The organism is Kitasatospora humi (genome assembly GCF_020907985.1).
Taxonomy (GTDB): Bacteria; Actinomycetota; Actinomycetes; order Streptomycetales; family Streptomycetaceae; genus Kitasatospora; species Kitasatospora humi.
On sequence record NZ_JAJJPA010000005.1, the window covers coordinates 67,691 to 90,458 of the forward strand.

The following is a 22,768-nucleotide window of genomic DNA, read 5'->3' on the forward strand; positions in this document are numbered from 1 at the left end:
GAGGGGTGGTCCCCGCGAATCGGGGACCACCCCTCATGGCACGACGGCTGTGATTCCGGTCATCTGTGCGCCGTGCGTTTCATGCCAGCGGCGCGAGCCCGTTATTCTTACCGAAACTCCCGAGTAATCGGGCGTTGCAAGAGCCTAGGAGCCCACGTTGGCTGAGCTGCACGTCGAGCTGGTCGCAGCCGACCGCAAGGTCTGGTCCGGTGCGGCCACCCTGGTTGTCGCCCGCACGGCTTCCGGTGACACCGGCATCATGCCGAACCACACCCCGGTGCTGAGCGTGCTGGAGTCCGGTCCGGTCACCATCCGCACGACCGACGGCGGCACCGTCGTCGCCGCCGTGCACGGTGGCTTCATCTCGTTCGCCGACAACAAGCTGTCGCTGCTCGCCGAGGTCGCGGAGCTGGCGGACGAGATCGACGTCACCCGCGCCGAGCGTGCGCTGGAGGTCGCCAAGACCGACAGCGACTCGCACGCCGCGCGCCGCGCCGAGGTCCGCCTCGTCGCCGCAGGCCGCCGCAAGGCTGCCTGACACTGAGCTTGACCGACGGTCCCGGGGACGCGCCAGCGTGACCCCGGGACCGTCGCATCGGTTGGAGAGTCAATCCGGCGGTCCGACGGGCCGACCGGAACGGGGAGATGCGGGGCCGCTGCAACACGGCCGGGCGTCGGCGAGTCAGCGAGGAGGTCGGTGAGCATGGTCCTCGCCCTTGTGGTGTGCGCGGCGGTGATTGCTCTCGGGGTGGTCGGCCTGTTGGGGTTCGCGGTACGTCGCCGGCTGATCCAGCGGGTCGGCGGCACCTTCGACTGCAGCTACCGCCTCAAAATGCCCGCGGACGCCTCCACGCTCCCGGATCTCGACGAGAACGGACAGCCCACCCCCGCTCCGGTCCCCGCGACCGACGGCAAGGGGTGGGTTTTCGGTATCGGCAGGTACAGCGGTGACCACATCGAGTGGTTCCGGGTCTTCTCCTACGCCCCGCGCCCGCGCCGGGTGCTGCCGCGCCGCGAGATCGAGGTGCTCGGCCGCCGCTACCCGGAGGGCCAGGAGGAGCTGGCCCTGCTCTCCGGCTCCGTGGTGCTGCGCTGCCTGCACAACGGCGCCCCGCTGGAACTGGCGATGAGCGAGGACGCCCTGACCGGCTTCCTCGCCTGGCTGGAGGCGGCGCCGCCGGGACAGCGGGTCAATGTCGCGTAGCGACGAGACCCTGTGGGGGCACCCCCGCGCGGAGCGTGGGGGACAATGTCGCGTAGCGACGGGACGAAGGTCAACGCCGTGTGAGGAGTGGTCGCTCGTTCGAGCGGCCACTTTCCGGTTTGGGCGCGGGTGGGCCGGTTGTCGTGGAGGCTTGGGGTGTCCGCCCAGACTGTACGGAGGAGGTGTGTTCCCGATGACCGCTACGGCAGCTGAGTCGGATCTCGACTTCGAAGAGACCCCAGACCTGGATGAGGTCCTGTGGCAGGCGTGGCTTGCCCTTGAACTCCCCGAGGGCTATCGCGCTGAGATCATCGAGGGATTCATCGAGGTGTCACCTACTGGGCGCTGGAGCCATTCGCTGGTGGCCAACCGCCTGCGGCGGGCGTTGGACCGCTTCCTGGCTGACAGTGGCTATGCGGGCTACCAGGACGCAAACGTCATCCATGGCAAGAAGGTCTCCATCCCTGATGTGATGGTGGCAGCCGAGGATGTCGTGGCCACCGACCCTGCCGGGCTGGGTGCGGCAGCTGAGGCCGTCTTGCTGGTTGCTGAGGTCGTGCCGCCGGGTTACGACGACCGCAAGCGAGACAGGGTGCGCAAGCGCCGCGCGTACGCCCGGGCCGGTGTCCCGGTCTACGTGGTCATCGATGACTACGACGGCGAGGGCCATGTCACCGTCCTGACGACGCCGAACCCGAAAAAGGCCACCTACGAGGCCGAAGTCCGGATGCCCTACGGCACCCCCGTCACCATCCCCGAGGGCCCCGCCAAGGGGTTCGTGATCGACACCGCGATCACCGGCGAGCCGCGCACCGCTGAGTAGTCTTCGCCCATGGTCAACCTGACACGCATCTACACCCGTACCGGCGACGACGGCACCACCGCGCTCGGCGACATGAGCCGCACCAAGAAGACCGACCCGCGGTTGATCGCCTACGCCGACGCCAACGAGGCCAACGCCGCGCTGGGCGTGGCGATCGCGGCCGGCGGCCTGGCCGAGGACCTGGTGGCCGTGCTGACCCGGATCCAGAACGATCTGTTCGACGTCGGCGCGGACCTGGCGACGCCCGTGGTCCCGGACCCCAAGTACCCGCCGCTGCGGGTGGAGCAGGGCTACGTCGACTGGCTGGAGGGCCAGTGCGACGCCTACCTGGAGCAGTTGGAGAAGCTGCGCAGCTTCATCCTGCCGGGCGGCACCCCGGGCGCCGCCCACCTGCACCTGGCCTGCACCGTGGTGCGCCGGGCGGAGCGGGCCACCTGGGCGGCGATCGAGGAGCACGGCGACACCGTCAACCCGCTCACCGCCAAGTACCTGAACCGGCTCTCCGACCTGCTGTTCATCCTGGCCCGGGTGGCGAACAAGGAGCGCGGCGACGTGCTCTGGGTGCCGGGCGAGAACCGCTGATCAGCCCGACGCAGATCACACCCGGGAGTCGTTTCATCACCCGCGCCGGACCACTACAGTCCCAGCCGTGAGCGGCGCGGCTCCCGGGGACGACCCGCGGCGGGCCCCGCCCGGACGGGACTTCGGGAGAACCAGCCATGAGCAGTGTTTCCACGCAGGGTCAGCAGATCGCGGTCATCGGGGCCGGCCTGATGGGCGCGGGCATCGCCCAGGTGTCGGCGCAGGCCGGCCACCCGGTGGTGCTGCGGGACGTCACCGAGCAGGCGCTGCGGCGCGGGCTGGACGGGATCGAGGCCTCCTACGCCAAGTTCGTCGCCAAGGGCCGGATGACGCAGGAGGAGGCCACCGCCGCGCTGGGCCGGATCACCACCAGCACGGACCTGGGCGCGGTCGCCGAGGCGGACATCGTGATCGAGGCGGTCTTCGAGCAGCTGGAGGTCAAGGAGGGCGTCTTCCGGGAGCTGGACAAGATCGCCAAGGACGGCGCGGTGCTGGGCAGCAACACCTCGGCGATCCCGATCACCCGGATCGCGGCGGTCACCGAGCGCCCGGAGGCCGTGGTCGGTGTGCACTTCTTCTCGCCGGTTCCGCTGATGCGGCTGGTGGAGCTGGTGCGCGGTTACAAGACCAGCGACGCCACGCTGGCCGCCGCGCGGGCCTTCGCCGAGGGGGTGGGCAAGGAGGTGGTCGTGGTCAACCGGGACGTGGCCGGATTCATCACCACCCGGCTGATCACCGCCCTGGTGGTGGAGGCGGCCAAGCTCTACGAGTCCGGCGTGGCCACCGCCGAGGACATCGACACCGCCTGCCGGCTGGGCTTCGGCCACCCGATGGGCCCGCTGCAGACCGCCGACCTGACCGGCGTCGACATCCTGCTGCACGCCGCCCGCAACATCTACGCGGAGACCCAGGACGAGAAGTTCGCGGCCCCGGAGCTGATGGCCCGGATGGTCACCGCCGGCGATCTGGGCCGCAAGTCCGGCAAGGGCTTCTACGGCTACGAGAGCTGACCGGGCCTCACCCCGGCGGACCGGGAGCCTCATCCCGGGCTCACGCACCGGCCTCACCCCGGTCCCGCCCGGGGTGAGCTTGCTCACCCGGGGTGCCTCGGGCGGGTGATTTGCACCGCAAAGCAGCATGAGTGCCGGGCTGCTCTGCGTATATTCCCTCGGACGAGTGAAGTTGCTCGGCAAAAGGCGGGGAGCAGCAACCCGGGCCCCTGGTCCGACGTCAGATGGTTGAGACGGTGGGGGGTCTCGTGCCGAGCTCAGTGCCGAACTCACTGCCTAAGGAGGACAGCGTGCGCATCGTGGAGTACCCGGGAGCCGGCGGCCAGGCTGTCCTGGCGCTGGACGGCAGCCTGGACGTGCGCAGCGCGGCCGACGCCCGGGCCCGGCTGCACCAGGCCGTCGACCAGGGCGGCGGCGATCTGGTGCTGGACCTGGCCGCCCTGCGGTCCTGGGACGCCACCGGACTCGGCGTGATCATGGGCACCCACCGCCGGGCGGGGCGGCTCGGCCGCCGACTGGTGCTGCGCGCGGTGCCGCAGCAGTTGCAGCGGCTGCTGGTGGCCACCCGGTTGCACCGGATCCTGGCCGTCGAGGGCGGTGCGCCCGATGCGCTGAGCGCCGCGCTGCCCGGCCTGGCCGGTGTCCCCGGTGCCGGGCCGCTGCCCCCGGTGACCACTTCTCCGTGACGGCACGGGCGCGCTGAGTCCCCGTCCGGGCGCCCGGCGGGGGCCGGACCTGCGTGGGGCCGCCCGAGTGTGCGAGAGTCTGCGGTCGACAGAACTGTCGATCTCCGTGGGCCGGCTGTGGCGGCGCCGCCGTGCGGGGCGACGGTTGGTCGCCCGTCGGACGCCACCCGGTGTCCGTACGGTTCGGTCCCTCACGGCGGCCGGCGGCCCGCGGCCGCCCGGCGGAGCACAGGCGGAGCGCAATCGTGGCACAGCCATCCGATGGCATCGGACAGGAGAACCTGCGCGTGCGGTCGGGCGACCTGGTCGCCGGACGGTACCTGGTGACGGTGGCGGGACCGGACGGGTCGGAGGTCCAACCGTGTCCGCCGTCCCGCCGGCCGGAGCCGCGCCGTCGCCCGGTCGGCCGGGCCGGGCTCGGGGCGGGCGCCGCCGCCGGCCCCGGCCCCACGCCGGCCGTCGGCCCGGTCGCACTGGGTGCGGCGCCGGGCGACCTGCCGCTGCTGGACCGGGACGAACAGGTGGCCCAGCTGGTCGGGATGCTCTCCGAGGGCAGGTCGATCCGGCTGCTCGGCGCCCCGGGCTCGGGCCGCAGCGCGCTGCTCGCGGCCGTCGCCGAGGCGGCCGCCGGGCTGGCGCCGGACGGCGTGGTGCAACTGTCCGGGTACCGGCGCACCGCCGACGACCTGCTGTACGACCTGTTCGCCGCCGGCTACCAGGCCGACGGCTACCGTCCCGACCGGGCGTCGCTGCTGGAGCTGCTGGCCCGGGTGGGCGCGGTCGTGGTGATCGACGAGGTGGGCCCGGACGGCGCCGAGCTGGAGGAGCTGCTGGCCGCCGCCCCCGAGTGCGCCTTCCTGATCTCGGTGGCGCCCGGCTCCGGCGGCGCGCTGCCGGTCGGTTCCCGACTGGAGGACCACCTGCTGGGCGGCCTGTCCCGGGAGGCCTGCCTGGCGCTGCTGGCCCGGCTGACCGGGCGGGCGCTGGACGAGGCCGAGCGGTCCTGGGCGGTCGACCTCTGGTTCGAATCGCAGGGCCTGCCGCTGCGCTTCGTCCAGGCCGCCGCACTGCTGCGCCGCCGCGACCTCGAGGTGGACACCCGACTGGCCGCCGCCGAGGACCGCGGCACGCTCTTCGGGCGCCCGGCCGAGCCCGCCGAGCCCGCCGATCCGGCGATCCGCGAGGCCGAGCTGCGCGCCACCGTGGCGCTGCCATCGGTGGCCGAGGTCGCCGCGCCGGCCCTGCTGCTCACGGAGGGGCTCAGCGAGGAGGCACTGGCGGTGCTCCGGTTGGCGGTGGCCTTCGGCGGCGAGTGCCCGACCGCCCCGCACCTGCCGGCGCTGATCGACGTGGACCACGGCGAGAGTGCGCTGCGCGAGCTGACCGAGTGCGGGCTCGCCGAGTCGCTCGGCGGTCACCACCGGCTCACCACAGGGGTGTTGAGCGCGCTGGCAGCGCGCTGGGGCACCGACGCGAAGATCACCGAGGGTGCGGCCGAGCACTTCGCCTGGTGGGTCGGTCATGCCTCGGTGAGCGGTGCCCAGGTCGCGGCGGAGGCCGAGGTGCTGCTGGGCGCGCTGCGAGCGGAGCGAGTGGCCGGCCGTCCGGCCGCCGTGCTGGGCCTGGCCCGGGCGGCGGCTCCGGCGCTGGCCCTGGCGCTGCGGTGGGGCGCCTGGCGGCAGGTGCTGGAGTTGGGCGCGGAGCAGGCCCGGGAGCTCGGCAACGCCCGGGACGAGGCCTGGTTCCGGCACGAGCTCGGGGTGATGTGGCTCTGCGAGGAGCAGCAGGAGCAGGCCCGCACGGCCCTGGAGGCGGCGGGCCGACTGCGCTCCGGTGCCGGGGACTCCCGCGGCATGCTCGCCTCCCGGCGGCTGCTGACCCTGATTCAGCGCCTGGAGCCGGTGTCGCCGGCCGCCGAGGCGCAGACCCAGGCGTTCCGACGGCCCGTCATCCGGACGCTGGCGGAACGCTCCTGGCAGTCGGCCTCGCAGTCGGCGTCGGTGCTGCGCGGCTGGTCGAGGCGGAACGTGCTGGTGGCGGCGGGCGGGCTGGTGGTGCTCGCCGTGGTGGGCACCACGGTCGGGGTGCTGGGTGGCGGTTCGCCGTCCGCTCCGGCTCCGGCCGGGGCGACGGTCGGCGGCGGCAACGGGGCGTCCGGGAACCCGCTGACCGGCGCCGGCGCGGCGGCCGCCACCGGTGGCGCGACGACGGGTTCGACGGCCTCGGGCAGCGCCTCCGCCCCGGCCCCGGTGGGGGCCGCGCCCTCCGCGTCGGCGAGCGGTTCCGCCTCGCAGACCGCGACCGAGGGCCGGTCGCACTCGGCCACGCCGACCGCCCAGCAGACCACGGGCGGCGGTGCCACGGCACCGGGCACCCCCGACCAGCCGGCCCCGCCGGTGGCCGCGCCGACCACGCCGAGCGCGTCGGCGCCGTCGGATCCGGGGCCGGCGCCGTCGAGCCACCAGGCTTCGCTGCCCGCCTCGCCCCCGCAGAGCCCGACGACTCCGAGCCCGCAGCCGAGCACCACCACCGCGAAGCCCACGCCGACGGACACGGCCACGACCACTGAGTCGCCGAGCTAGCCGCCGCCGCGGTGCCCGCCCCGCGGGGCGGGCACCGTCAGAACAGCTTCAGCTTGTCGTCGTCGATGCCGCGCAGCTCGTCGTAGTCGAGGACGACGCAGTCGATGCCGCGGTCGGTGGCCAGCACCCGGGCCTGCGGCTTGATCTCCTGGGCCGCGAAGATGCCCTTGACCGGCGCCAGCAGCGGGTCGCGGTTGAGCAGCTCCAGGTAGCGGGTGAGCTGCTCGACGCCGTCGATCTCGCCGCGGCGCTTGATCTCCACGGCGACGGTGCCGCCCTCGGCGTCCCGGCAGAGGATGTCGACCGGCCCGATCGCCGTCGGGTACTCGCGGCGCACCAGCGACCAGCCGGCCCCGAGCACCTCCATCCGGTCGGCGAGGAGCTCCTGCAGGTGGGCCTCGACGCCGTCCTTGATCAGCCCCGGGTCCACGCCGAGCTCGTGCGAGGAGTCGTGCAGGACCTCCTCCAGCGTGATGATCAGCTTCTCGCCGGCCTTGTTCTCCACCGTCCACATGCCGTCGGCCTCCTTGAGGGAGCACGGCGGTGACATCCAGTTGAGCGGCTTGTAGGCGCGGTCGTCGGCATGGATGCTCACGCTTCCGTCGGCCTTGACCAGGATCAGGCGGGTGGCGGAGGGCAGGTGGGCGGAGAGCCGGCCGGCGTAGTCGACCGAGCAGCGGGCGATGACAAGACGCATGGCGGTAAGCCTAGGCGCTCCGGCGGGCCCCCCGGACCCGCTCACCGGAAGTGACGCAGGGGCAACCGTCGGTGCGTCAAGCCGTCGGACTGCCGTTCGACCGCGGACGTGATGCCCGGCCCTTGTCGGCATCCGCGCTTGAACGTCCGGCCGACCCGCCGGGCCCTGCAGAGCCATTTGAAGCGAGTCCGTCCGAAGGGTGTACCAGGCGCTAGAGGAGGGCGAACCATGGGAACCCGGCAGTCCGTGGCGCCCGAAGTCTGGCGTCTGCGCGCACGGACCGCTACGTTGGGTGACGTCTCGGGGTGCCCGCGTAGCCAACGGGGATGGAGTGGAGAGGAACCCGAGAATCGATTCCGGCCATTGTGCCCAAGATCATGACGTTTTCAGCGGCAATCGTGGCATTCGCCGGATCCGTCGGGCTCGGACTGACACTCTTGTTTGAGCCGCGTCCGCCCAGTCATGGGTGTGGTCAGCACATTCGTACCAATCGCACCGTCAGCACCATTCGCTTCAAGGCACCACCGCCCGCGCGAGAAGTGCGGGTGGACCCCGAGAGGAGAACCCATGTCGCTCGACGTCTCACCGGCTCTTCTGGAGAAGGCCGAGCGAGGCGAGGTCGACGAGCGGGAGTTCGTCGACTGCGTCCGCACGTCCCTGCCTTACGCCTGGGACCTGATCAGCTCGCTCGTCGCCCAGATGGAGGTCGACGGCACCGGCTTCGCGGACAACCAGGTCCCCCCGCCCAGTGAGCAGGCACGCGGGCAGCTGCTGCGCGCCATGGCGAGCGACGCCATCCGTGGTGCGCTGCAGCGTCACTTCGGGGTCAAGCTGGCCTTCCAGAACTGCCACCGGGTGGCCGTCTTCGGTCCCGCGCCGGATGCCGAGGAGCGCCGCACGCGGTTCACCTCGGTCCGCGCCCAGTTGCTGAACCAGTCGCCGCTGCTGCGGGACTGCTGAGACCGCCCGCGCGGGAGGGACGGCGGCGCGGGTCGGAACGGGCGGAACGACCGGCGTCAGCTGAGCTGCGGCAGCACCTCGGCGCCGAGCCGGGCGATGTTGTGCAGCGTGCCGTCCTGCTCCCCGGAGCCCTCGGCGAGCAGCGCGAACCGGCGGATGCCGGTCCGCTCGGCGGTGGCCAGCAGCCGGTCGGCGCACTGCCGGGGGGTGCCGACCGCGTGCAGGTCGCAGAGCAGCTCGGTGTACGCGTACGGGTCGCGCATCCGGCGCTCCCGCCCGTCCACCGTGCGGTGCGCGCCGAGGCCGTACTCGAACCAGCCGGGCATCGAGCGCAGCAGAACGGCCCGGGCGGCGGGGGAGCGGTCGGCGATCTGCGCGACACCGGCGGCCACGTGCTCGCGCTCGACCCGTGCCAGTTGCTCCTCGCCGCGACCGGCGGCCCGCCAGGCCGTGCGGTAGGCGGTGAGCATGGCGCGTTTGTCCTCGTCGCCGGAGTGCATGCCGAGCAGCATCGGCAGGCCGCGCTCGGCGGCCAGCCGGACGCTGGCGGGCGAGGTGCAGGCCACGATCACCGGCGGTCCGACCGGTCCGCCCCGGGCCCCGGCGGCGGATCCCGGCTCGGTCCGCTGCCGGGGGAACCGCAGCGGCGGCTCGCCGGGCAGACCCAGCCAGTCGGCCAGCTCGGCGCCGCGCGGCGGCCGGCCCGGCTCGGCGGCGCGGGGCACCACCGACACCTCGGGGAAGCTGAACTGCGGCCCGTCGGCGCGGACCCGGGAGCCGCGCAGGAAGGCGAGCAGCAGGTCGAGCCGCTCGGCGAAGCCCTCCTCGTAGGCGGCCACCCCGGTGCCGAAGACGGCCAGGTCGATCCACGGACCGCCGCGCCCGACGCCGAGCGTGAACCGGCCGCCGGCGGTGAGGTGCAGCAGCGCGGCCTGCTCGCCCAGGGCCACCGGGTGGGCGGTGGAGAGCACGCTGACCGCGGTGCCCAACTGCAGCCGGCGGGTCCGGCCGAGCAGCAGGGCGGCCAGCGTGGCGGCGTTCGGGCACACCCCGTACGGCACGAAGTGGTGCTCGGCCAGCCAGGCCGCGTCCAGACCGGCCCGCTCGGCCGCCACCGCGGCGGCCACCGTGCGGTCCAGCGCCTGGGCGTGGCTCTGGCCCGGGAACTGCGCGGAGAGCAGGAAGACCCCCACGCGCAGGGTGTCCTGCGCCGCCGGATGGGTGCCACCGCGCTCCGGGGCACTGGCCGGCGGCGGCTCGGCGGCGGGGCGCCGGCCCCGGACGGCGAGGTCGGCCGGCGCGCGGTCCGCCGCGGGGATGTCGGCGCGGATCTGGGTCACGGATTGCCCTCCTCGGGTGCGCGCAGGCAGTGCGCCCCGCTCTTCCCCTCGTGAGTAACCCATGTCATGTGCCATTGGCACTCGGAACCCCCGATTTCCCTGGAGGACGGGTGGATTACCACGAATTCCCCGTGGCAGTGGCGGTTTCCGTGATAGAGGTGCCGGGGCACCGTACGGCCACCCGGGGTACCGGCCCGGTCGCGCTCGGTGGGCCCGTACCCTGGTAGCACTGCCCACCGCCCCCGAGCACCCCTGAGAGGTGAACCGGTGTCTCCCCGTCGCAACCGGACCGGCGGCTCCGCCGACCGCAGCAGCGAGATCCCGGCGCCGATGGGGAGTTCACTGCGCCGGGTGGAGAGCTACCGGGGCGAGGACTGGATCGTGCAGACGGTGGCCGGGACGCCCGGCCGCTTCTACCGCTGCCCGGGCTGCGACCAGGAGATCCCGCCCGGCGTGGGCCACGTGGTGGCCTGGCCCGACCACGGGGCCGGGGTGGACGACCGGCGGCACTGGCACCGGGCCTGCTGGGGGGCGCGCGAGCGGCGCACCACGGCCGTGCAGCGCGGGCGCGGCGCCCCGCGCTACTGACGGTCCCTGTCGGCCCGTCAGGCGTCCCGCGACTTGAACACCGCCGCCCCACCGGTCATCGCGGCCAGCGTCCAGGCGCCGCAGAGGAAGAACCCGGCCAGCCAGCCGTACGGCGCGCTGGGCTCCTGGAAGACCGTCAGCATCTGTCGTCCGGCGTAGTCCGGGAAGTAGTGCGCCACCGTCTTCACCCTGGGCACCGCCGAGAGGATCGGCGAGAGCAGGAAGAAGAACGGCACCAGCACGCCCAGTGCCAGCGTCTGGTTGTGCAGCATCGCGGTGACGCCCGCGGAGAAGAGGCAGAGCAGGGTCAGGTAGACCGCCGCCCCGAGGACCGCGCGCAGCACGTTCGGCGCGCCGAGCGTGGTGCGGTGCACACCGAGCAGCGCCTGGCCCAGGAAGAACGTGACGAACGCGGTCACCAGTGACACCGCCAGCGCCAGGACGCCGATCACCACCAGCTTGCCGGTCAGCAGGGTGCCGCGCTGCGGCACGGCGGCCAGCGAGACCCGGATCATCCCGCTGCTGTACTCGTTGCCGATCGCCAGCACACCGAAGACGACCATCGCGATCTCACCCAGCATGATCCCGGCGAAGCTGGTCGCGGTGGCGTCGAACGGGGTGAGGGCGCCCCTGCGGAAGTCGGCGAAGTTGTTCTTGGTGAGCAGTGACAGCAGCGCACCGAGCGCCGCCGTGACCAGGAAGGAGAGCAGCAGGGTCCAGACCGTGGAGCGGACCGTGCGGATCTTGGTCCACTCGGAGCGCAGGATTGCGGGGAAGGAGGCCATCGCCATGGTTCAGTTCGCGCCTTTCCGGGTTCGCCGCCAGTCGGTGCCCCAACCGCCGGGAGCGGCCGCCGTGCCGTGCTCCTCGGCCTGCCCCGCGGCCCCTTCGGGACCCGCGTGGTACTCCACCGCGTCGGCGGTCATCCGCATGAACGCCTCCTCCAACGAGGCGTGCTGCGGGCTCAGTTCGTGCAGGGTGATGCCGCGGGCGGCGGCCAGCTCGCCGAGCCGGGCCGGATCGCCGCCGGCCACCTCGAAGCTGCCCTGCGGACCCGGCTCCACCGGGATCGACTCGGCGGCCAGCGCGTCCAGCAGCTGCTCGGGGTGCGGGGTGCGCAGCCGCACCGAGGAGCGTGAGTTCCGGGCGATGAACTCGGCCATCGGCAGGTCGGCGAGCAGCCGGCCCTTGCCGATCACCACCAGGTGCTCGGCGGTGAGCGCCATCTCGCTCATCAGGTGGGAGGAGACGAAGACGGTGCGGCCCTCGGCGGCCAGTTGCTTCATCAGGGTGCGGATCCACAGGATGCCCTCGGGGTCGAGCCCGTTGACCGGCTCGTCGAACATCAGGATCTCCGGGTCGCCGAGCAGCGCCGAGGCGATCCCGAGCCGCTGGTGCATGCCGAGGGAGAAGCCCCGGGCCTTCTTGTCGGCCACCTCGGTCAGGCCGACCAGGGCGAGCACCTCGTCCACCCGGTGCAGCGGGATCCGGTTGCTCTGGGCCAGCCACAGCAGGTGGTTGCGGGCGGTCCGGCCCGGGTGCGAGGCGGAGGCCTCCAGCAGGGCGCCGATGTACTTGAGCGGCTCCTTGAGGACGCCGTAGCCCTTGGCGTCGATGGTGACCGAGCCGCTGGTGGGCCGGTCCAGGTCGAGGATCAGCCGCATGGTGGTGGACTTGCCGGCGCCGTTGGGTCCGAGGAAGCCGGTGACCACGCCCTTGGGCACCTGGAAGCTGAGCGAATCGACCGCCAGTTTGTCGCCGTAACGCTTCGTCAGCCCGTGCAGCTCGATCATGTGATCACCCTCATACCTGATCACACTATGACAATCCGGACCCATTGGCCCGTGGGATCACGTGTGTCGTGGCGCCCGGCCCCCTACGGTGGCTGCATGACGATCTCCAGCTCCCCGACCGTCCACGAGAACGGCTCCGGCATCCCGCTCGTCCTGCTGCACGCCTTTCCGCTCTCGGCCCGGATGTTCACCGCCCAGTTGGAGCGGCTGCCCGGACCGGCCGGCGACCAGGCACGGGTCATCACGCCGGACCAACGCGGCTTCGGAACCGCCGAACTCGGCTCCGCGGAGCCCTCGTTGGACGAGATCGCGGACGATGTGGCCCGACTGCTGGACGCCCTGGAGATCGACCGGGCGGTGGTCGGCGGCCTGTCGATGGGCGGCTACGTCTCGATGGCCTTCGCCCGCCGCCACCCGGACCGGCTGCGTGGGCTGCTGCTGGCGGACACCAAGGCCACCCTGGACACCGAGCAGGCCCGGGCTAACCGGGAGCGGATCGCGGCGGCCGTGCTGGCCCGCAACAGCGTGCAGCTGCTGCTGGAGGAGAAGGTCGCGGAGGCGCAGCTCGGGCCGGCCCCGATGCCCGAACTGGTCGTCCAGGTCCGCTCGATGATCGCCAAGGCCGCACCGGCGGCGGTCGCCTGGGCGCAGCGCGCGATGGCCGCCCGGTCCGACTCGCTGGAGGTGCTGGCCGGGCTGCGGGTGCCGGCCGCGGTGGTGGTCGGCGAGGAGGACACCCTCAGCCCGGTCGCCGAGGCCCAGTTGATGGCCGACGTGATCCCGGACGCCGAACTGACCGTGATCCCCTCGGTCGGGCACCTCAGCTCACTGGAGGCACCGGAGACCTTCGACGCGGCGGTGCGCAAACTGCTGCGCCGGGTCAAGCCGCACTGACGCCAGGGCCGGGGGCGAGCACGCCACAGCGCCGACGGCCCCGACCCGGGAGCGGGTCGGGGCCGCCGGGCGGCTGAGCCGGGGTCAGCGGGACTGCTGGGCCGGCACGCCGAGCGAGTCATCGGACGGCACGGTGGCCGCGGCGACGGCCGCACCGGTCAGCGTGGCCAGCATCTCGCGGACGTTGGTCAGCTGGGCGTTGATCGAGTCGCGGCGGTTGGTCAGCGCGGCGAGCTCACGCTCGGACTCGCTGCGGATCCGGTCCGCCTTGGCGTTGGCGTCGGCCACGATGTCCTCGGCCTGGCGCTGCGCGGTCTCCACCGTCTGGCGGGCCCGGCGCTCGGCGTCGGTGCGCAGCTTCTCGGCTTCCAGGCGCAGCTGCTCGGCGCGGTGCTCGATCTCGGCGAGGCGCTTCTCGGCCTTCGCCTGACGGGCCGCCAGGTCGCGCTCCGACTGCTCGCGGCGCTTGGCCAGGTTGGTCTCGAACTCCAGCGCGGCCTGGGCGGCCTTGGTGCGGGTCTCCTCGAAGAGGGCGTCCGCCTCCTCGCGCTTGTTCTGCGCGTCCTTGTTGGCCTCGGCGCGCAGCTGGGCGCTGTCGCTCTTGGCCTTCTCGACGATCCGGACGCCCTCGTCCTCGGCCTTGGCCTTGCGGTCCTTGGCGTAGTTCTCCGCCTCGGTGCGGACCTGCTGGGCGGCTGCCTCGGCCAGCTCACGGTGCTGCTCGGCGGCGCGGTGCGCCTCCTCGCGCAGGTCCTTGGCCTCCTCCTCGGCCAGGCGCAGGATCTTCTCGACCCGGGCACCGAGGCCGGCGTACGACGGTTCGGCGTCGGCCACCGCGGCCTGGGCCGACTGGGTCTCCAGGTGAAGCTCCTCGATGCGCTTCTCCAGGGCGCTGATCCGTGCCAACGCGCTGTCACGATCGGCCACCAGCTTGGTGATCCGCTCGTCGACCTGCGCGCGCTCGTACCCACGGCGCACCAGGTCGAAGCCGTGAGGGGAGTGACTGTCGCTCATGGGACTGGGTTTCCTGTCGTCAAACCAATGAGGTGGTTGAGGGAATCCTGACACGTTATCGGAGTGTCGTGGGCAAAAAGCCTATGTTTGACGGACAATGTCCGCTCAATCGGGTGGTGTCCTCTCGGACCGGCTGCCACCCGATCGGGGGGCGCCCACTCCCGCGCCCGCCTTCGAGCCCCCGTTGGCCCCGGAGCCCCCCTTGCGTCCGGTCGGCTTCTCCGCCGCATCCCGGCCCGCCACCTGCTGGACCGGTGACGGCGCCTCGAAGGCCTCCAGGGCGGACAGCACGTCCTGCACCCGGGAGATCTCGGTGTTGATGTCCTTGCGGCGGCGGACCAGTTCGTCCAGCTCCCGGCGGCCCTCGTCGGTCACCCGCTTGGCCTCGGCCCGGGCCGCCTCCTGCACCCGGTCGGCCTCCTTCTCGGCCAGCCGCAGCTGCTCGGCGGCGGCCTCCTCGGCGGCCCGCAGCCGCTTGGCGGCCTCCTCGGCGGCGGCCTCCAGCTGCTCCTCGGCCTCGTTCTGGGCGGTGCTGAGCCGCTGCTCGGCCTCCTCGGTCAACTGCTCGGCCCTGGCGGTGGAGGCGGAGAGCTTCTGCTCGGCCTCCTTGAGCAGGCCCTCGGCCTTGCGGACTGCCGCTATCCGCACCTTGGAGGCCTCCGCGGACGCCTCCGAGGTGAGCTCGGCGGCCCGCTCCTCGGCGGCGGCGACCAGGGCGGCGGCCCGCTCCTCGGCCTCGGCGACGGTGGCCACCGCCTGCTCCTCGGCCTCGGTGAGCTGCTCCTGAGCAGCCGTCACCAGCGCGTCCACCCGCTCCCCGGCGGACTTCATGGCCTGCGCGTTCTCCTTGCGGGAGCGCTCGTGCAGGGCCTCGATCTCGGCCTCGGTGCGCTCGCGCAGCTCCTCGGCCCGCTCCCGGATCGCGGTGGCGTCCCGGCGGGCCTCGGAGAGCAGCGCGTCGGCGTCGGACCGGGCCCGCTCCACCTCCGCCTGCCCGGCGGCCTCGCCGGCCGCGACCAGCCGCTCGGCCTCCTGGCGGGCGGCGGCCACCATGGCGTCCGCCTGCTCCTCGGCGGCGGCGGTGGTGGCCAGCGCGGTGGCCTGGGCCTCCTCACCGAGCGACTCGGCGTCCGCGAAGGCCTTCTCCAGCACCGTGGTGGCCTGGGCGCGGGTGGCCGAGTCGTACTGCTCGGCCTGCTCCCGGGTGGCGCGGTCGTAGGCGTCCGCGTTGGCCCGGGTCGCGGTGTCGTACTCCTCGGCCAGGGTGCGGGTGGCGGCGGCGAACTCGTCCGCCTCGGCGCGCACCCGGGCCGCGTACTGCTCGGCGTCGGCCACCAGGGCGGCGGAGCGCTCCTCGGCCTGGGAGACGGTGCGGTGGGCCAGCTCCTCGGCCTCGGCCAGGGTCTGCCGGGCGTGGGCGTCGGCCTCGGCGCGCTGCCGCTCGGCGTACTGCTCGGCGTCCGCCCGCAGCGCCGCGTCGAACTCGCGGGCCTCGGTGGTGATCCGGGCGGCGGTCGCCTCGGCCTCGGCGTGGGACCGCTCCTGGAAGGCCAGCGCCTCGGCGCGGGCCGCGTCGGCCTCGGCCCGCAGCTGCTCGCTGTAGCCGTCCGCCTCGGCGGCGATCCGGGCCGCCTCCTGCTCGGCGGCGGCGCGCAGTTCGGCGGCCTCGGCGGTGGCGCGTTCGCGCAGTTCGGTGGTCTCGCGTTCGGCGGTGGCGCGCAGTTCGGCGGCCTCGGCGGTGGTGCGTTCGCGCAGTTCGGTGGTCTCGCGTTCGGCGGCGGCGCGCAGTTCGGTGGTCTCGGCGGTGGTGCGTTCGCGCAGCTCGGCGGCGGCCGCCTCGGCCTGCTCGCGCAGCTCGGCGGCGTCCCGCTCGGCCTGCGCCGTCTGCTCGGCGACCTGCTGGGCGGCCCGCTCGTGCAGCCCGGCCACCGAGTGGCGGACCGCGGCGGCCTCCTCCTCGGCGGTGGCGACCAGCTCGGCGGCCCGCGCGGTGGCGGCGGCGGTGGCCTCGGCGGCCTCCAGCCGGGCCTGCTCCAGCGCCTCGGCGGCCTCGGTGCGCAGCGCCGCGGCCTCCTCGGCGGCCCGTGCCAGCTCCTGGTCGGCCGCGGCCGCGGCCTGCTCCAGCTGGTCGGCGGCCTGCGCCCGCAGCGCTTCGGCGGCGCTCTGCGCTTCAGCGGCGATCCGGGCCGCCTCCTGCTCGGCGGCGGCCCGCTCGGCTGCCGTCTCGGCCCCGGTGCGCTCGCGCAGCTCGGCCGCCTCCTGCTCGGCGGCGGCCCGCAGCTCGGCCAGCTCGGCGGTGGTGCGCGCGGTCAGCTCGGCGGCCGCCGCCTGCGCCTGCTCATGGGTCTGGCGGGCCGCGGTGTCGGCCTGCTCGCGGGTCTGCCGGGCCGCCTCCTCGGCCTCCTGGCGGGCCTTCTCGGCGGCCGCCCGGGTCTCCTCGGCGGCCGCCCGGGCCTCCTCGCGCAGCCGCTCGGCGGCGGTCTCGGCCTCCTGGCGGGCCGTCCGAGCCGCCTCCAGCTCCTGCTGGGCGGCCGTCTCGGCCTGCTCGCGCAACTGCTGAGCGGCCGACAGCTGGACCGTCGTCTCCTCGCGGTCCCGGGCGACGGTGGCGGCGATCTCCTCGGCGGACCGCTGGGCCTCCTCGCGGACCGCGGCCGCGGCCGCCTCGGCCTCGGCCAGCAGCCGCTCCGCCTCGGTGCGGGCCTGCGCCTCGCGCTCCTCGGCGGCCTGCTGGGCGGCGGTCCGCAGGGCGGCGGCGGCGGCCTCGGCCCCGGCCCGCACCTGCTGGTCGTACTCGGCGGTGGCCCGGCGCAGCTCGGCGGTCTCGCGCTCGGCGGCGGCACGGTTCTCGGCGGCCGCCGCCTTGGCGGACGCCAGCACGTCCTTGCTCTGCTGGGCGGCGGTCGCGGTGATCTTCTCGGCCTCGGCGCGGGCGCGCTCCAGCATCTGCTCGGCCCGGGCCTGCTTCTGCCCCACCTGCTCGGTGGCCTCGGCGCGCATCCGGAGCACCTCGGCGGCGGCGCCCTCGCGCAGCTCGTCCGAGTCGGCCTTGGCCTTGGTGAGCAGCTCCTCCGCGGTCTTGGCGGACTCCTCGATCTGCGCCACGGCCTGCCGGCGGGCGTCGCCGCGGGTCTTGTCGGCCTCGGCGGCGGCCTGGGCGCGCAGCTCCTCGGCCTCGGCCCGCAGCCGGGCCGCCTCGTCCTGCATCCGCTCCATCCGGGCGCGGATGTCGGCGGCGTCGTCCAGCGCGGCGTTCTGGGCCTGCGCCACGGCCTCCTGCGCCTGCTCGCGCAGCAACTCGGCCTCGGCGGCGGCCTCGGCCCGGATCCGCTCGGCCTCGGCGGCGGCGGCCGCCCGGGTGGCCTCGGCGTCCTGGGTGGCCCGGGCCAGCGACTCCTCGGCGCTCTTGGCGGCCTTGGCCAGTTGCACGGTGGCGTCCTTGGCGCCCTCGGCCCGGCCCTGCTCGCGGGCGTCGTCGCGGATCGCCTCGGCGGCGGCCTCGGCCTGGGCGCGCAGCTCGGCGGCCTCGGCCTGCGCGGCGGCCCGCAGCTCGGCGATGTCCGCCTCGGCCTCGGCGCGCAGCTGCTGGGCGACGGTCTCGGCGGCGGCCCGCAGCCGGGCGTTCTCGTCGTCCGCGGCGGCCTTGGCGGCGTCCGCCTCGGCCTGGGTGGTCTGCGCCCTGGCCAGCTGCTCGGCGGCTTCGGCGCGGATCCGGTCGGCCTCCTCGGTGGCCTTGGCGACCATCCGGGCCACCTCGGCCCTGGCCGTCTGGGAGCGCTGCTCGCTGGCCGCCTCGCCGTCGGCCACCCGCTGTTCGGCCAGGAGGGCGGCCTCGGCCTGCAGCTGCTCGGCGGCGCGGGCGGCCTGCTCGCGCAGCTGAGCGGCCTCCTGGCGGGCCCGCTCGGCCTCGGCCCGGGCGTGCTCGCGCAGCCGCTCGATCTCGGCGGCGGCCTGGGCGGCGGCCGCCTCGGCCAGCTCCCGGTCTCGGATCGCGGCCTGCTTGAGCTCGCTGATCTGGGCCTGGGCCTCGGCCAGCTTGCGTTCGGCGGCGGCCTGCGCGCCGGCCAGCTGCTGCTGGGCCTCACTGGCGGCGGCGGAGCGCTGCTCGGCGGCCTCGGCGCTGGCACCGGCCAGCAGCCGCTCGGCGTCGTTCTGGGCACGCTTGATGGCGGCCTCGGCGGCGGCCTGGGCCTCACCGCGGGCGGCGTTCAGGTCGGCGGCGGTCTGGGCACGGGCCTGGTCGGCCAGCGCGGCGGCCTCGGCGCGGGCGCCGGCCAGCAGCCGCTCGGCCTCGGCCCGGGCGTCCTTGAGCAGCCGCTGGGCCTCCTGCTCGGTGCCGGCCCGGGTCTGCTCCGCCCAGTTGACGTTCTCGTTGACGTGCTGCTCGGCGGCCCGGCGCAGCTCGGCCAGCTCCTCCTCGAGCCGGCGGCGGCGGGCGGCGAGCTCGGCCTCCAGCCGGGCGGTGCGCTCGGCGGCCTCGGCCATCATCCGCTGGGTGGCCGCCTGGGACTCGCGCAGTTGCCGCTCGGCGTCCGCGCGCAGCTGCTGAGCCTGCATCTCGGCGGTGCGCAGCATCTGCTCGGCCTGACCGGAGACGGCGTCGAAGGCCCGCGGCTGGGCGAGCTGCCGACGGGATTCGTGCAGCTTGGCCCGGAGTACCTCCACCTGGTAGGCGAGGTCCTCGGCATGCTCGACCGTCTTGTCCCGCTCCTTGCGAAGCCGCTCCATCTCGGCCTCGAACTGGGAGAGGTGATCCTCAACCTCGTAGCGGTCGTTGCCCCGCACTGCGCGGTCCCATCCATCTCCTGGTCGCGTCCTCGACCGGTGCGGCCCCCCGTACCCCCGAAGGGCTGTCGGTAGTACCCCCGAAGGGCTGTCGGCCCTGCCCCGGGGGCCGGCCGTGCCGGTCCTTGCATCCGCGACCAGTCCGGACGGTCACGGTCGGAGCCGAACGGCCGCCGGAGCGCGGGCACCGCGCTCCACCGACCGGCTGGACTCCTGGGCGAACTCTTGCCTGTGGAGAATGGTGACAGATCCGACGAGCGACTGTTCAGCCGTGCCCTGGTAATGGACTCCCCTGCGACCCTGGGCAGTGTAGTGGGCCGATGGGGCGTTGTAACCGCCGAGGGGGGCAGCTACCCAGGTTACCGGCGGGTCGGGCGGCTCAGTGCTCCTCGGCGGGCTGCGCGGAGGTGACCAGCTCGGTGAGCACGCCGCCGCAGTCCTTGGGGTGCAGGAAGGTGATCCGCGAGCCCATCGAGCCGATCCGCGGCTGGTCGTAGAGCACCCGGATGCCCTTCGAACGGATGTCTGCGGCATCGCCGTCGACGTCGGCCGTGCCGAAGGCGATGTGGTGGACGCCCTCGCCGTTCTTCGCCAGCCACTTGGCGACCGTCGAGTCCTCGCGGATCGGCTCCAGCAGCTGGAGGTAGGAGGCGCCGCCGTCGCCGGTGTCGTTGATCTTGAGCATGGCCTCGCGGACCCCCTGCTCCTCGTTGACCTCGGAGTGGAACACCTCGAAGCCGTACGTGGCACGGTAGAACTCGACCGTCTTGTCGAGGTCGAAGCAGGCGATGCCGATGTGGTCGATGCGGGTCAGCACTCTGGGCCCCCTTGGGGAGAAGCGGTCGCGGCCAGTGCTGCGCAGTGTCCCACCTCGGCGGGCGGCGGTCGCGTGCGAGCCTGATCACACCGCGGCTCCGGTGACGCCCGGGTTACGGGTCAGTACATTGAGCGGCATCCCTCTCCCCGGGCTCGTCGCCGTGCTCACGCATCGATCCGACGGACTCGCTGGCCAAGACGTGCGAAGGGGCTCGTGCCATGCCTACCGCTTCCGCAACTACGTCCGTGATCGTCGCGGGCGCTCGCACTCCGATGGGCCGCCTGCTCGGCTCGCTCAAGACCTTCTCCGGCGCCCAGCTCGGCGGCCTGGCGATCAAGGCCGCGCTGGAGCGCGCCGGGGTTGCGGGTGACCAGGTGCAGTACGTGATCATGGGCCAGGTGCTGCAGGCCGGCGCCGGCCAGATCCCGGCCCGCCAGGCCGCGGTCGCCGCCGGGATCCCGATGTCGGTGCCGGCGCTGACCATCAACAAGGTCTGCCTCTCCGGCCTGGACGCCATCGCGCTGGCCGACCAGCTGATCCGGGCCGGCGAGTTCGACATCGTGGTGGCCGGCGGCCAGGAGTCCATGACCAACGCCCCGCACCTGCTGCCGAAGTCCCGCGAGGGCTTCAAGTACGGCGCGGTCGAGATGCTCGACGCGATGGCCTACGACGGCCTGACCGACCCGTGGGCGAACATCCCGATGGGCGAGTCCACCGAGAAGCACAACGCCCGCCTGGGCATCCCGCGCGAGGCGCAGGACGAGATCGCCGCCCGCTCCCACCAGCGGGCCGCGGCCGCGCAGAAGAACGGCGTCTTCGAGGCCGAGATCGTGCCGGTCGCCATCCCGCAGCGCAAGGGCGACCCGGTGCTGTTCAGCCAGGACGAGGGCATCCGCGCCGACACCACGGCGGAGGGCCTGGCCAAGCTGCGCCCGGCCTTCACCAAGGACGGCACCATCACCGCCGGCACCTCCTCGCAGATCTCCGACGGCGCCGCCGCGGTGGTCGTGATGAGCAAGGCCAAGGCCGAGGAGCTGGGCCTGAGCTGGATCGCCGAGATCGGCGCGCACGGCAACGTGGCCGGCCCGGACACCTCGCTGCAGTCCCAGCCGTCCAACGCGATCAGGCACGCGGTGGCCAAGGAGGGCATCGCGGTCGAGGACCTGGACCTGATCGAGATCAACGAGGCGTTCGCCGCGGTCGCCTACCAGTCCGTCAAGGACCTGGGCGTCAGCCACGACATCGTCAACGTCAACGGCGGCGCGATCGCGCTCGGCCACCCGATCGGCATGTCCGGCGCGCGCGTGGTGCTGCACCTGGCGCTGGAGCTGGGCCGGCGCGGCGGCGGCATCGGCGCGGCCGCGCTGTGCGGTGGCGGCGGCCAGGGCGACGCCCTGATCATCCGGGTGCCGAAGGCCTGAACCCCAGCGAGGCCGCAAACCCCATTCAGGAGAGAAGTTCGATGAGCGATGTGCCCACCCTGGTCGAGCAGGCCCGCGCGGGGCGTCCGCGTGCGGTGGCCCGGCTGATCTCGCTGGTCGAGAACGCGGCTCCGCAGCTGCGCGAGGCGATGGCCGCGCTGGCGCCGTACACCGGTCAGGCCTACACGGTCGGTCTGACCGGCTCGCCCGGGGTGGGCAAGTCGACCTCCACCTCCGCGCTGGTCTCCGCCTACCGGCGGCTCGGCAAGCGGGTCGGGGTGCTGGCGGTGGACCCGTCCTCGCCGTTCTCCGGCGGAGCGCTGCTCGGCGACCGGGTGCGGATGCAGGACCACGCCACCGATCCGGACGTGTTCATCCGCTCCATGGCCACCCGCGGCCACCTGGGCGGGCTCTCCTGGGCCGCCCCGCAGGCGCTGCGGGTGCTGGACGCGGCCGGCTGCGAGGTGATCCTGGTGGAGACCGTCGGGGTCGGCCAGTCCGAGGTGGAGGTGGCCGCCCAGGCGGACACCACCGTGGTGCTGCTGGCGCCCGGCATGGGTGACGGGATCCAGGCCGCCAAGGCGGGCATCCTGGAGATCGGCGACGTCTTCGTGGTCAACAAGGCCGACCGGGACGGCGCGGACGCCACCGCGCGGGAGCTGAGCCACATGCTGGGACTCGGTGAGGCCCGGCAGCCGGGCGACTGGCGCCCGCCGATCGTCAAGACCGTCGCGGCCCGGGGCGAGGGCGTGGACGAGGTGGTGGAGGCGCTGGAGAAGCACCGCGCCTGGCTGGAGGAGCGCGGCGAACTGGCGGCCCGCCGGCGCCGCCGGGCCGCCCAGGAGGTCGAGGCGATCGCGCTGGCCCAGTTGCGGGCCCGGATCGGCGACCTGCACGGCGACCGCCACCTGGACTCGCTGGCCGACCAGGTGGCCGCCGGCCGGCTGGACCCGTACGGCGCGGCCGACCGACTGGTGGCGGGCCTCACCGACCGCTGAGCGGCAGAACGCTGACGGGCCCTCGGGTGAGGGCCCGTCAGCGTTATCCGGCGCCGGTCAGGGCTTGCCGCGCAGGCCGCGCAGGTGCTCGGCGATCGGGGCCAGTGCCTGGTACATGGCGTCCAGCTGGTCGTCGTCCAGCCGGTCGATGAAGTGCGCCCGGACACTGCGCACGTGGTCGGGCGCGGCCTTGCGCAGGGTCTGCCAGCCCTCCTCGGTGAGCTGCGCGAACAGGCCCCGGCGGTCGCCCGGGCACTCCTGGCGGAGCACCAGGCCGGCGTTCTCCATCCGGGTGATCTGGTGGCTGAGCCGGCTCTTGGACTGCAGGGTGGCGGTGGCCAGGTCGGTCATCCGCATCCGCCGGTCCGGGGACTCGGAGAGCACCACCAGGATCTCGTAGTCGTTGATCGCCAGGTCGTACTGCGCCAGTTCGCGGCCCAGCTGGTACTCCAGCAGCTTGCTGACCTCCAGGTGGGCACGCCAGAAGCGCTGCTCACGGGCGGTCAGCCAGGGGGCGTCGTCCTCGGTGGCAGCGACCGGCAGCCGCGTCGGCTCGTCAGCGTGCGTGTCCATA

At 73.8% G+C, this 22,768-nt stretch carries 20 protein-coding genes; 12 read left to right on the plus strand and 8 right to left on the minus strand.

What is annotated here, in order from left to right; translation table 11 throughout:
- The first annotated feature begins 157 nt into the window (after positions 1 to 157).
- The 7 genes from LN042_RS07290 to LN042_RS07320 all read left to right on the plus strand — a co-directional run bounded on the left by LN042_RS07290 (position 158) and on the right by LN042_RS07320 (position 6,887).
- Positions 158 to 538: a F0F1 ATP synthase subunit epsilon gene (locus LN042_RS07290; protein WP_230049619.1), complete on the plus strand. Its 381-nt coding sequence runs from the start codon at positions 158 to 160 to the stop codon at positions 536 to 538.
- Between the two features lie 165 nt (positions 539 to 703).
- A complete protein-coding gene (locus LN042_RS07295; RefSeq protein WP_230049623.1) occupies positions 704 to 1,204 on the plus strand; it encodes a DUF2550 domain-containing protein in 501 nt (166 codons plus the stop codon).
- A gap of 193 nt (positions 1,205 to 1,397) precedes the next feature.
- The gene (locus LN042_RS07300) at positions 1,398 to 2,027 is read left to right on the plus strand and encodes a Uma2 family endonuclease (protein ID WP_230049913.1); all 630 of its coding nucleotides are present in this window, start codon (positions 1,398 to 1,400) and stop codon (positions 2,025 to 2,027) included.
- A 9-nt stretch (positions 2,028 to 2,036) separates the two neighbouring features.
- On the plus strand, positions 2,037 to 2,609 hold the full coding sequence (locus LN042_RS07305) for a cob(I)yrinic acid a,c-diamide adenosyltransferase (protein ID WP_230049625.1): 573 nt from the start codon (positions 2,037 to 2,039) through the stop codon (positions 2,607 to 2,609).
- A gap of 137 nt (positions 2,610 to 2,746) precedes the next feature.
- Entirely contained in the window at positions 2,747 to 3,619 is an 873-nt protein-coding gene (locus tag LN042_RS07310) for a 3-hydroxyacyl-CoA dehydrogenase family protein (protein ID WP_230049627.1), read from the plus strand.
- Positions 3,620 to 3,918: 299 nt separating this feature from the next.
- Complete coding sequence (locus tag LN042_RS07315; RefSeq protein ID WP_230049915.1) at positions 3,919 to 4,305, plus strand: STAS domain-containing protein; 387 nt, start codon at positions 3,919 to 3,921, stop codon at positions 4,303 to 4,305.
- Positions 4,306 to 4,550: 245 nt separating this feature from the next.
- The gene (locus LN042_RS07320; protein ID WP_230049629.1) at positions 4,551 to 6,887 is read left to right on the plus strand and encodes an ATP-binding protein; all 2,337 of its coding nucleotides are present in this window, start codon (positions 4,551 to 4,553) and stop codon (positions 6,885 to 6,887) included.
- Between the two features lie 37 nt (positions 6,888 to 6,924).
- On the opposite strand, the gene nucS is transcribed toward LN042_RS07320, so the two are convergent.
- On the minus strand, positions 6,925 to 7,584 hold the full coding sequence (gene nucS / locus LN042_RS07325; RefSeq protein WP_230049630.1) for an endonuclease NucS: 660 nt from the start codon (positions 7,582 to 7,584) through the stop codon (positions 6,925 to 6,927).
- A gap of 567 nt (positions 7,585 to 8,151) precedes the next feature.
- Here nucS and LN042_RS07330 point away from each other — a divergent pair.
- Positions 8,152 to 8,544 carry an SCO5389 family protein gene (locus tag LN042_RS07330; protein WP_230049631.1) on the plus strand — a complete coding sequence of 131 codons (393 nt, stop codon included), beginning with the start codon at positions 8,152 to 8,154 and terminating at the stop codon, positions 8,542 to 8,544.
- 56 nt (positions 8,545 to 8,600) lie between these two features.
- On the opposite strand, the gene LN042_RS07335 is transcribed toward LN042_RS07330, so the two are convergent.
- Positions 8,601 to 9,743, minus strand: coding sequence for an LLM class flavin-dependent oxidoreductase (locus LN042_RS07335; protein ID WP_230049917.1), 1,143 nt, complete (start codon positions 9,741 to 9,743; stop codon positions 8,601 to 8,603).
- 408 nt (positions 9,744 to 10,151) lie between these two features.
- Between LN042_RS07335 and LN042_RS07340 the strand changes: the two genes are divergently transcribed.
- Positions 10,152 to 10,472 (plus strand): Rv1322 family protein, encoded by a 321-nt coding sequence (locus LN042_RS07340; protein ID WP_230049632.1) that lies wholly within the window; start codon positions 10,152 to 10,154, stop codon positions 10,470 to 10,472.
- Positions 10,473 to 10,489: 17 nt separating this feature from the next.
- On the opposite strand, the gene LN042_RS07345 is transcribed toward LN042_RS07340, so the two are convergent.
- Together LN042_RS07345 and LN042_RS07350 are read right to left on the minus strand one after the other, a co-directional pair.
- Positions 10,490 to 11,257 (minus strand): ABC transporter permease, encoded by a 768-nt coding sequence (locus tag LN042_RS07345; RefSeq protein ID WP_230049919.1) that lies wholly within the window; start codon positions 11,255 to 11,257, stop codon positions 10,490 to 10,492.
- A 9-nt stretch (positions 11,258 to 11,266) separates the two neighbouring features.
- Entirely contained in the window at positions 11,267 to 12,265 is a 999-nt protein-coding gene (locus LN042_RS07350; RefSeq protein WP_230049634.1) for an ABC transporter ATP-binding protein, read from the minus strand.
- A gap of 96 nt (positions 12,266 to 12,361) precedes the next feature.
- Between LN042_RS07350 and LN042_RS07355 the strand changes: the two genes are divergently transcribed.
- Positions 12,362 to 13,159 (plus strand): alpha/beta fold hydrolase, encoded by a 798-nt coding sequence (locus LN042_RS07355; RefSeq protein ID WP_230049636.1) that lies wholly within the window; start codon positions 12,362 to 12,364, stop codon positions 13,157 to 13,159.
- A gap of 84 nt (positions 13,160 to 13,243) precedes the next feature.
- Here the strand turns inward: LN042_RS07355 and LN042_RS07360 are convergent, their stop codons facing one another.
- The 3 genes from LN042_RS07360 to mce form a co-directional block, all read right to left on the minus strand.
- Positions 13,244 to 14,173 carry a coiled-coil domain-containing protein gene (locus LN042_RS07360; protein ID WP_230049638.1) on the minus strand — a complete coding sequence of 310 codons (930 nt, stop codon included), beginning with the start codon at positions 14,171 to 14,173 and terminating at the stop codon, positions 13,244 to 13,246.
- A gap of 105 nt (positions 14,174 to 14,278) precedes the next feature.
- A complete protein-coding gene (locus LN042_RS07365) occupies positions 14,279 to 18,958 on the minus strand; it encodes a polarized growth protein Scy-related protein (RefSeq protein WP_230049640.1) in 4,680 nt (1,559 codons plus the stop codon).
- Positions 18,959 to 19,337: 379 nt separating this feature from the next.
- On the minus strand, positions 19,338 to 19,775 hold the full coding sequence (gene mce, locus LN042_RS07370) for a methylmalonyl-CoA epimerase (RefSeq protein WP_230049642.1): 438 nt from the start codon (positions 19,773 to 19,775) through the stop codon (positions 19,338 to 19,340).
- Positions 19,776 to 19,993: 218 nt separating this feature from the next.
- Between mce and LN042_RS07375 the strand changes: the two genes are divergently transcribed.
- Positions 19,994 to 21,196 carry an acetyl-CoA C-acetyltransferase gene (locus tag LN042_RS07375; RefSeq protein WP_230049644.1) on the plus strand — a complete coding sequence of 401 codons (1,203 nt, stop codon included), beginning with the start codon at positions 19,994 to 19,996 and terminating at the stop codon, positions 21,194 to 21,196.
- A gap of 41 nt (positions 21,197 to 21,237) precedes the next feature.
- A complete protein-coding gene (gene meaB / locus LN042_RS07380; protein ID WP_230049646.1) occupies positions 21,238 to 22,194 on the plus strand; it encodes a methylmalonyl Co-A mutase-associated GTPase MeaB in 957 nt (318 codons plus the stop codon).
- Between the two features lie 57 nt (positions 22,195 to 22,251).
- On the opposite strand, the gene LN042_RS07385 is transcribed toward meaB, so the two are convergent.
- Complete coding sequence (locus tag LN042_RS07385; protein WP_230049648.1) at positions 22,252 to 22,767, minus strand: MarR family winged helix-turn-helix transcriptional regulator; 516 nt, start codon at positions 22,765 to 22,767, stop codon at positions 22,252 to 22,254.
- Position 22,768: the final 1 nt, after the last annotated feature.

What these genes read in the sequence shown, in the direction of transcription:
- LN042_RS07345 (WP_230049919.1), bottom strand. Translation starts at nt 11,257, where the DNA reads ATGGCCTCCTTCCCCGCAATCCTGCGCTCCGAGTGGACCAAGATCCGC.
- LN042_RS07375 (WP_230049644.1), top strand. Translation starts at nt 19,994, where the DNA reads ATGCCTACCGCTTCCGCAACTACGTCCGTGATCGTCGCGGGCGCTCGC.
- LN042_RS07295 (WP_230049623.1), top strand. Translation starts at nt 704, where the DNA reads ATGGTCCTCGCCCTTGTGGTGTGCGCGGCGGTGATTGCTCTCGGGGTG.
- LN042_RS07310 (WP_230049627.1), top strand. Translation starts at nt 2,747, where the DNA reads ATGAGCAGTGTTTCCACGCAGGGTCAGCAGATCGCGGTCATCGGGGCC.
- meaB (WP_230049646.1), top strand. Translation starts at nt 21,238, where the DNA reads ATGAGCGATGTGCCCACCCTGGTCGAGCAGGCCCGCGCGGGGCGTCCG.
- LN042_RS07300 (WP_230049913.1), top strand. Translation starts at nt 1,398, where the DNA reads ATGACCGCTACGGCAGCTGAGTCGGATCTCGACTTCGAAGAGACCCCA.
- LN042_RS07385 (WP_230049648.1), bottom strand. Translation starts at nt 22,767, where the DNA reads ATGGACACGCACGCTGACGAGCCGACGCGGCTGCCGGTCGCTGCCACC.
- LN042_RS07360 (WP_230049638.1), bottom strand. Translation starts at nt 14,173, where the DNA reads ATGAGCGACAGTCACTCCCCTCACGGCTTCGACCTGGTGCGCCGTGGG.
- LN042_RS07330 (WP_230049631.1), top strand. Translation starts at nt 8,152, where the DNA reads ATGTCGCTCGACGTCTCACCGGCTCTTCTGGAGAAGGCCGAGCGAGGC.
- LN042_RS07350 (WP_230049634.1), bottom strand. Translation starts at nt 12,265, where the DNA reads ATGATCGAGCTGCACGGGCTGACGAAGCGTTACGGCGACAAACTGGCG.
- nucS (WP_230049630.1), bottom strand. Translation starts at nt 7,584, where the DNA reads ATGCGTCTTGTCATCGCCCGCTGCTCGGTCGACTACGCCGGCCGGCTC.
- LN042_RS07355 (WP_230049636.1), top strand. Translation starts at nt 12,362, where the DNA reads ATGACGATCTCCAGCTCCCCGACCGTCCACGAGAACGGCTCCGGCATC.
- LN042_RS07305 (WP_230049625.1), top strand. Translation starts at nt 2,037, where the DNA reads ATGGTCAACCTGACACGCATCTACACCCGTACCGGCGACGACGGCACC.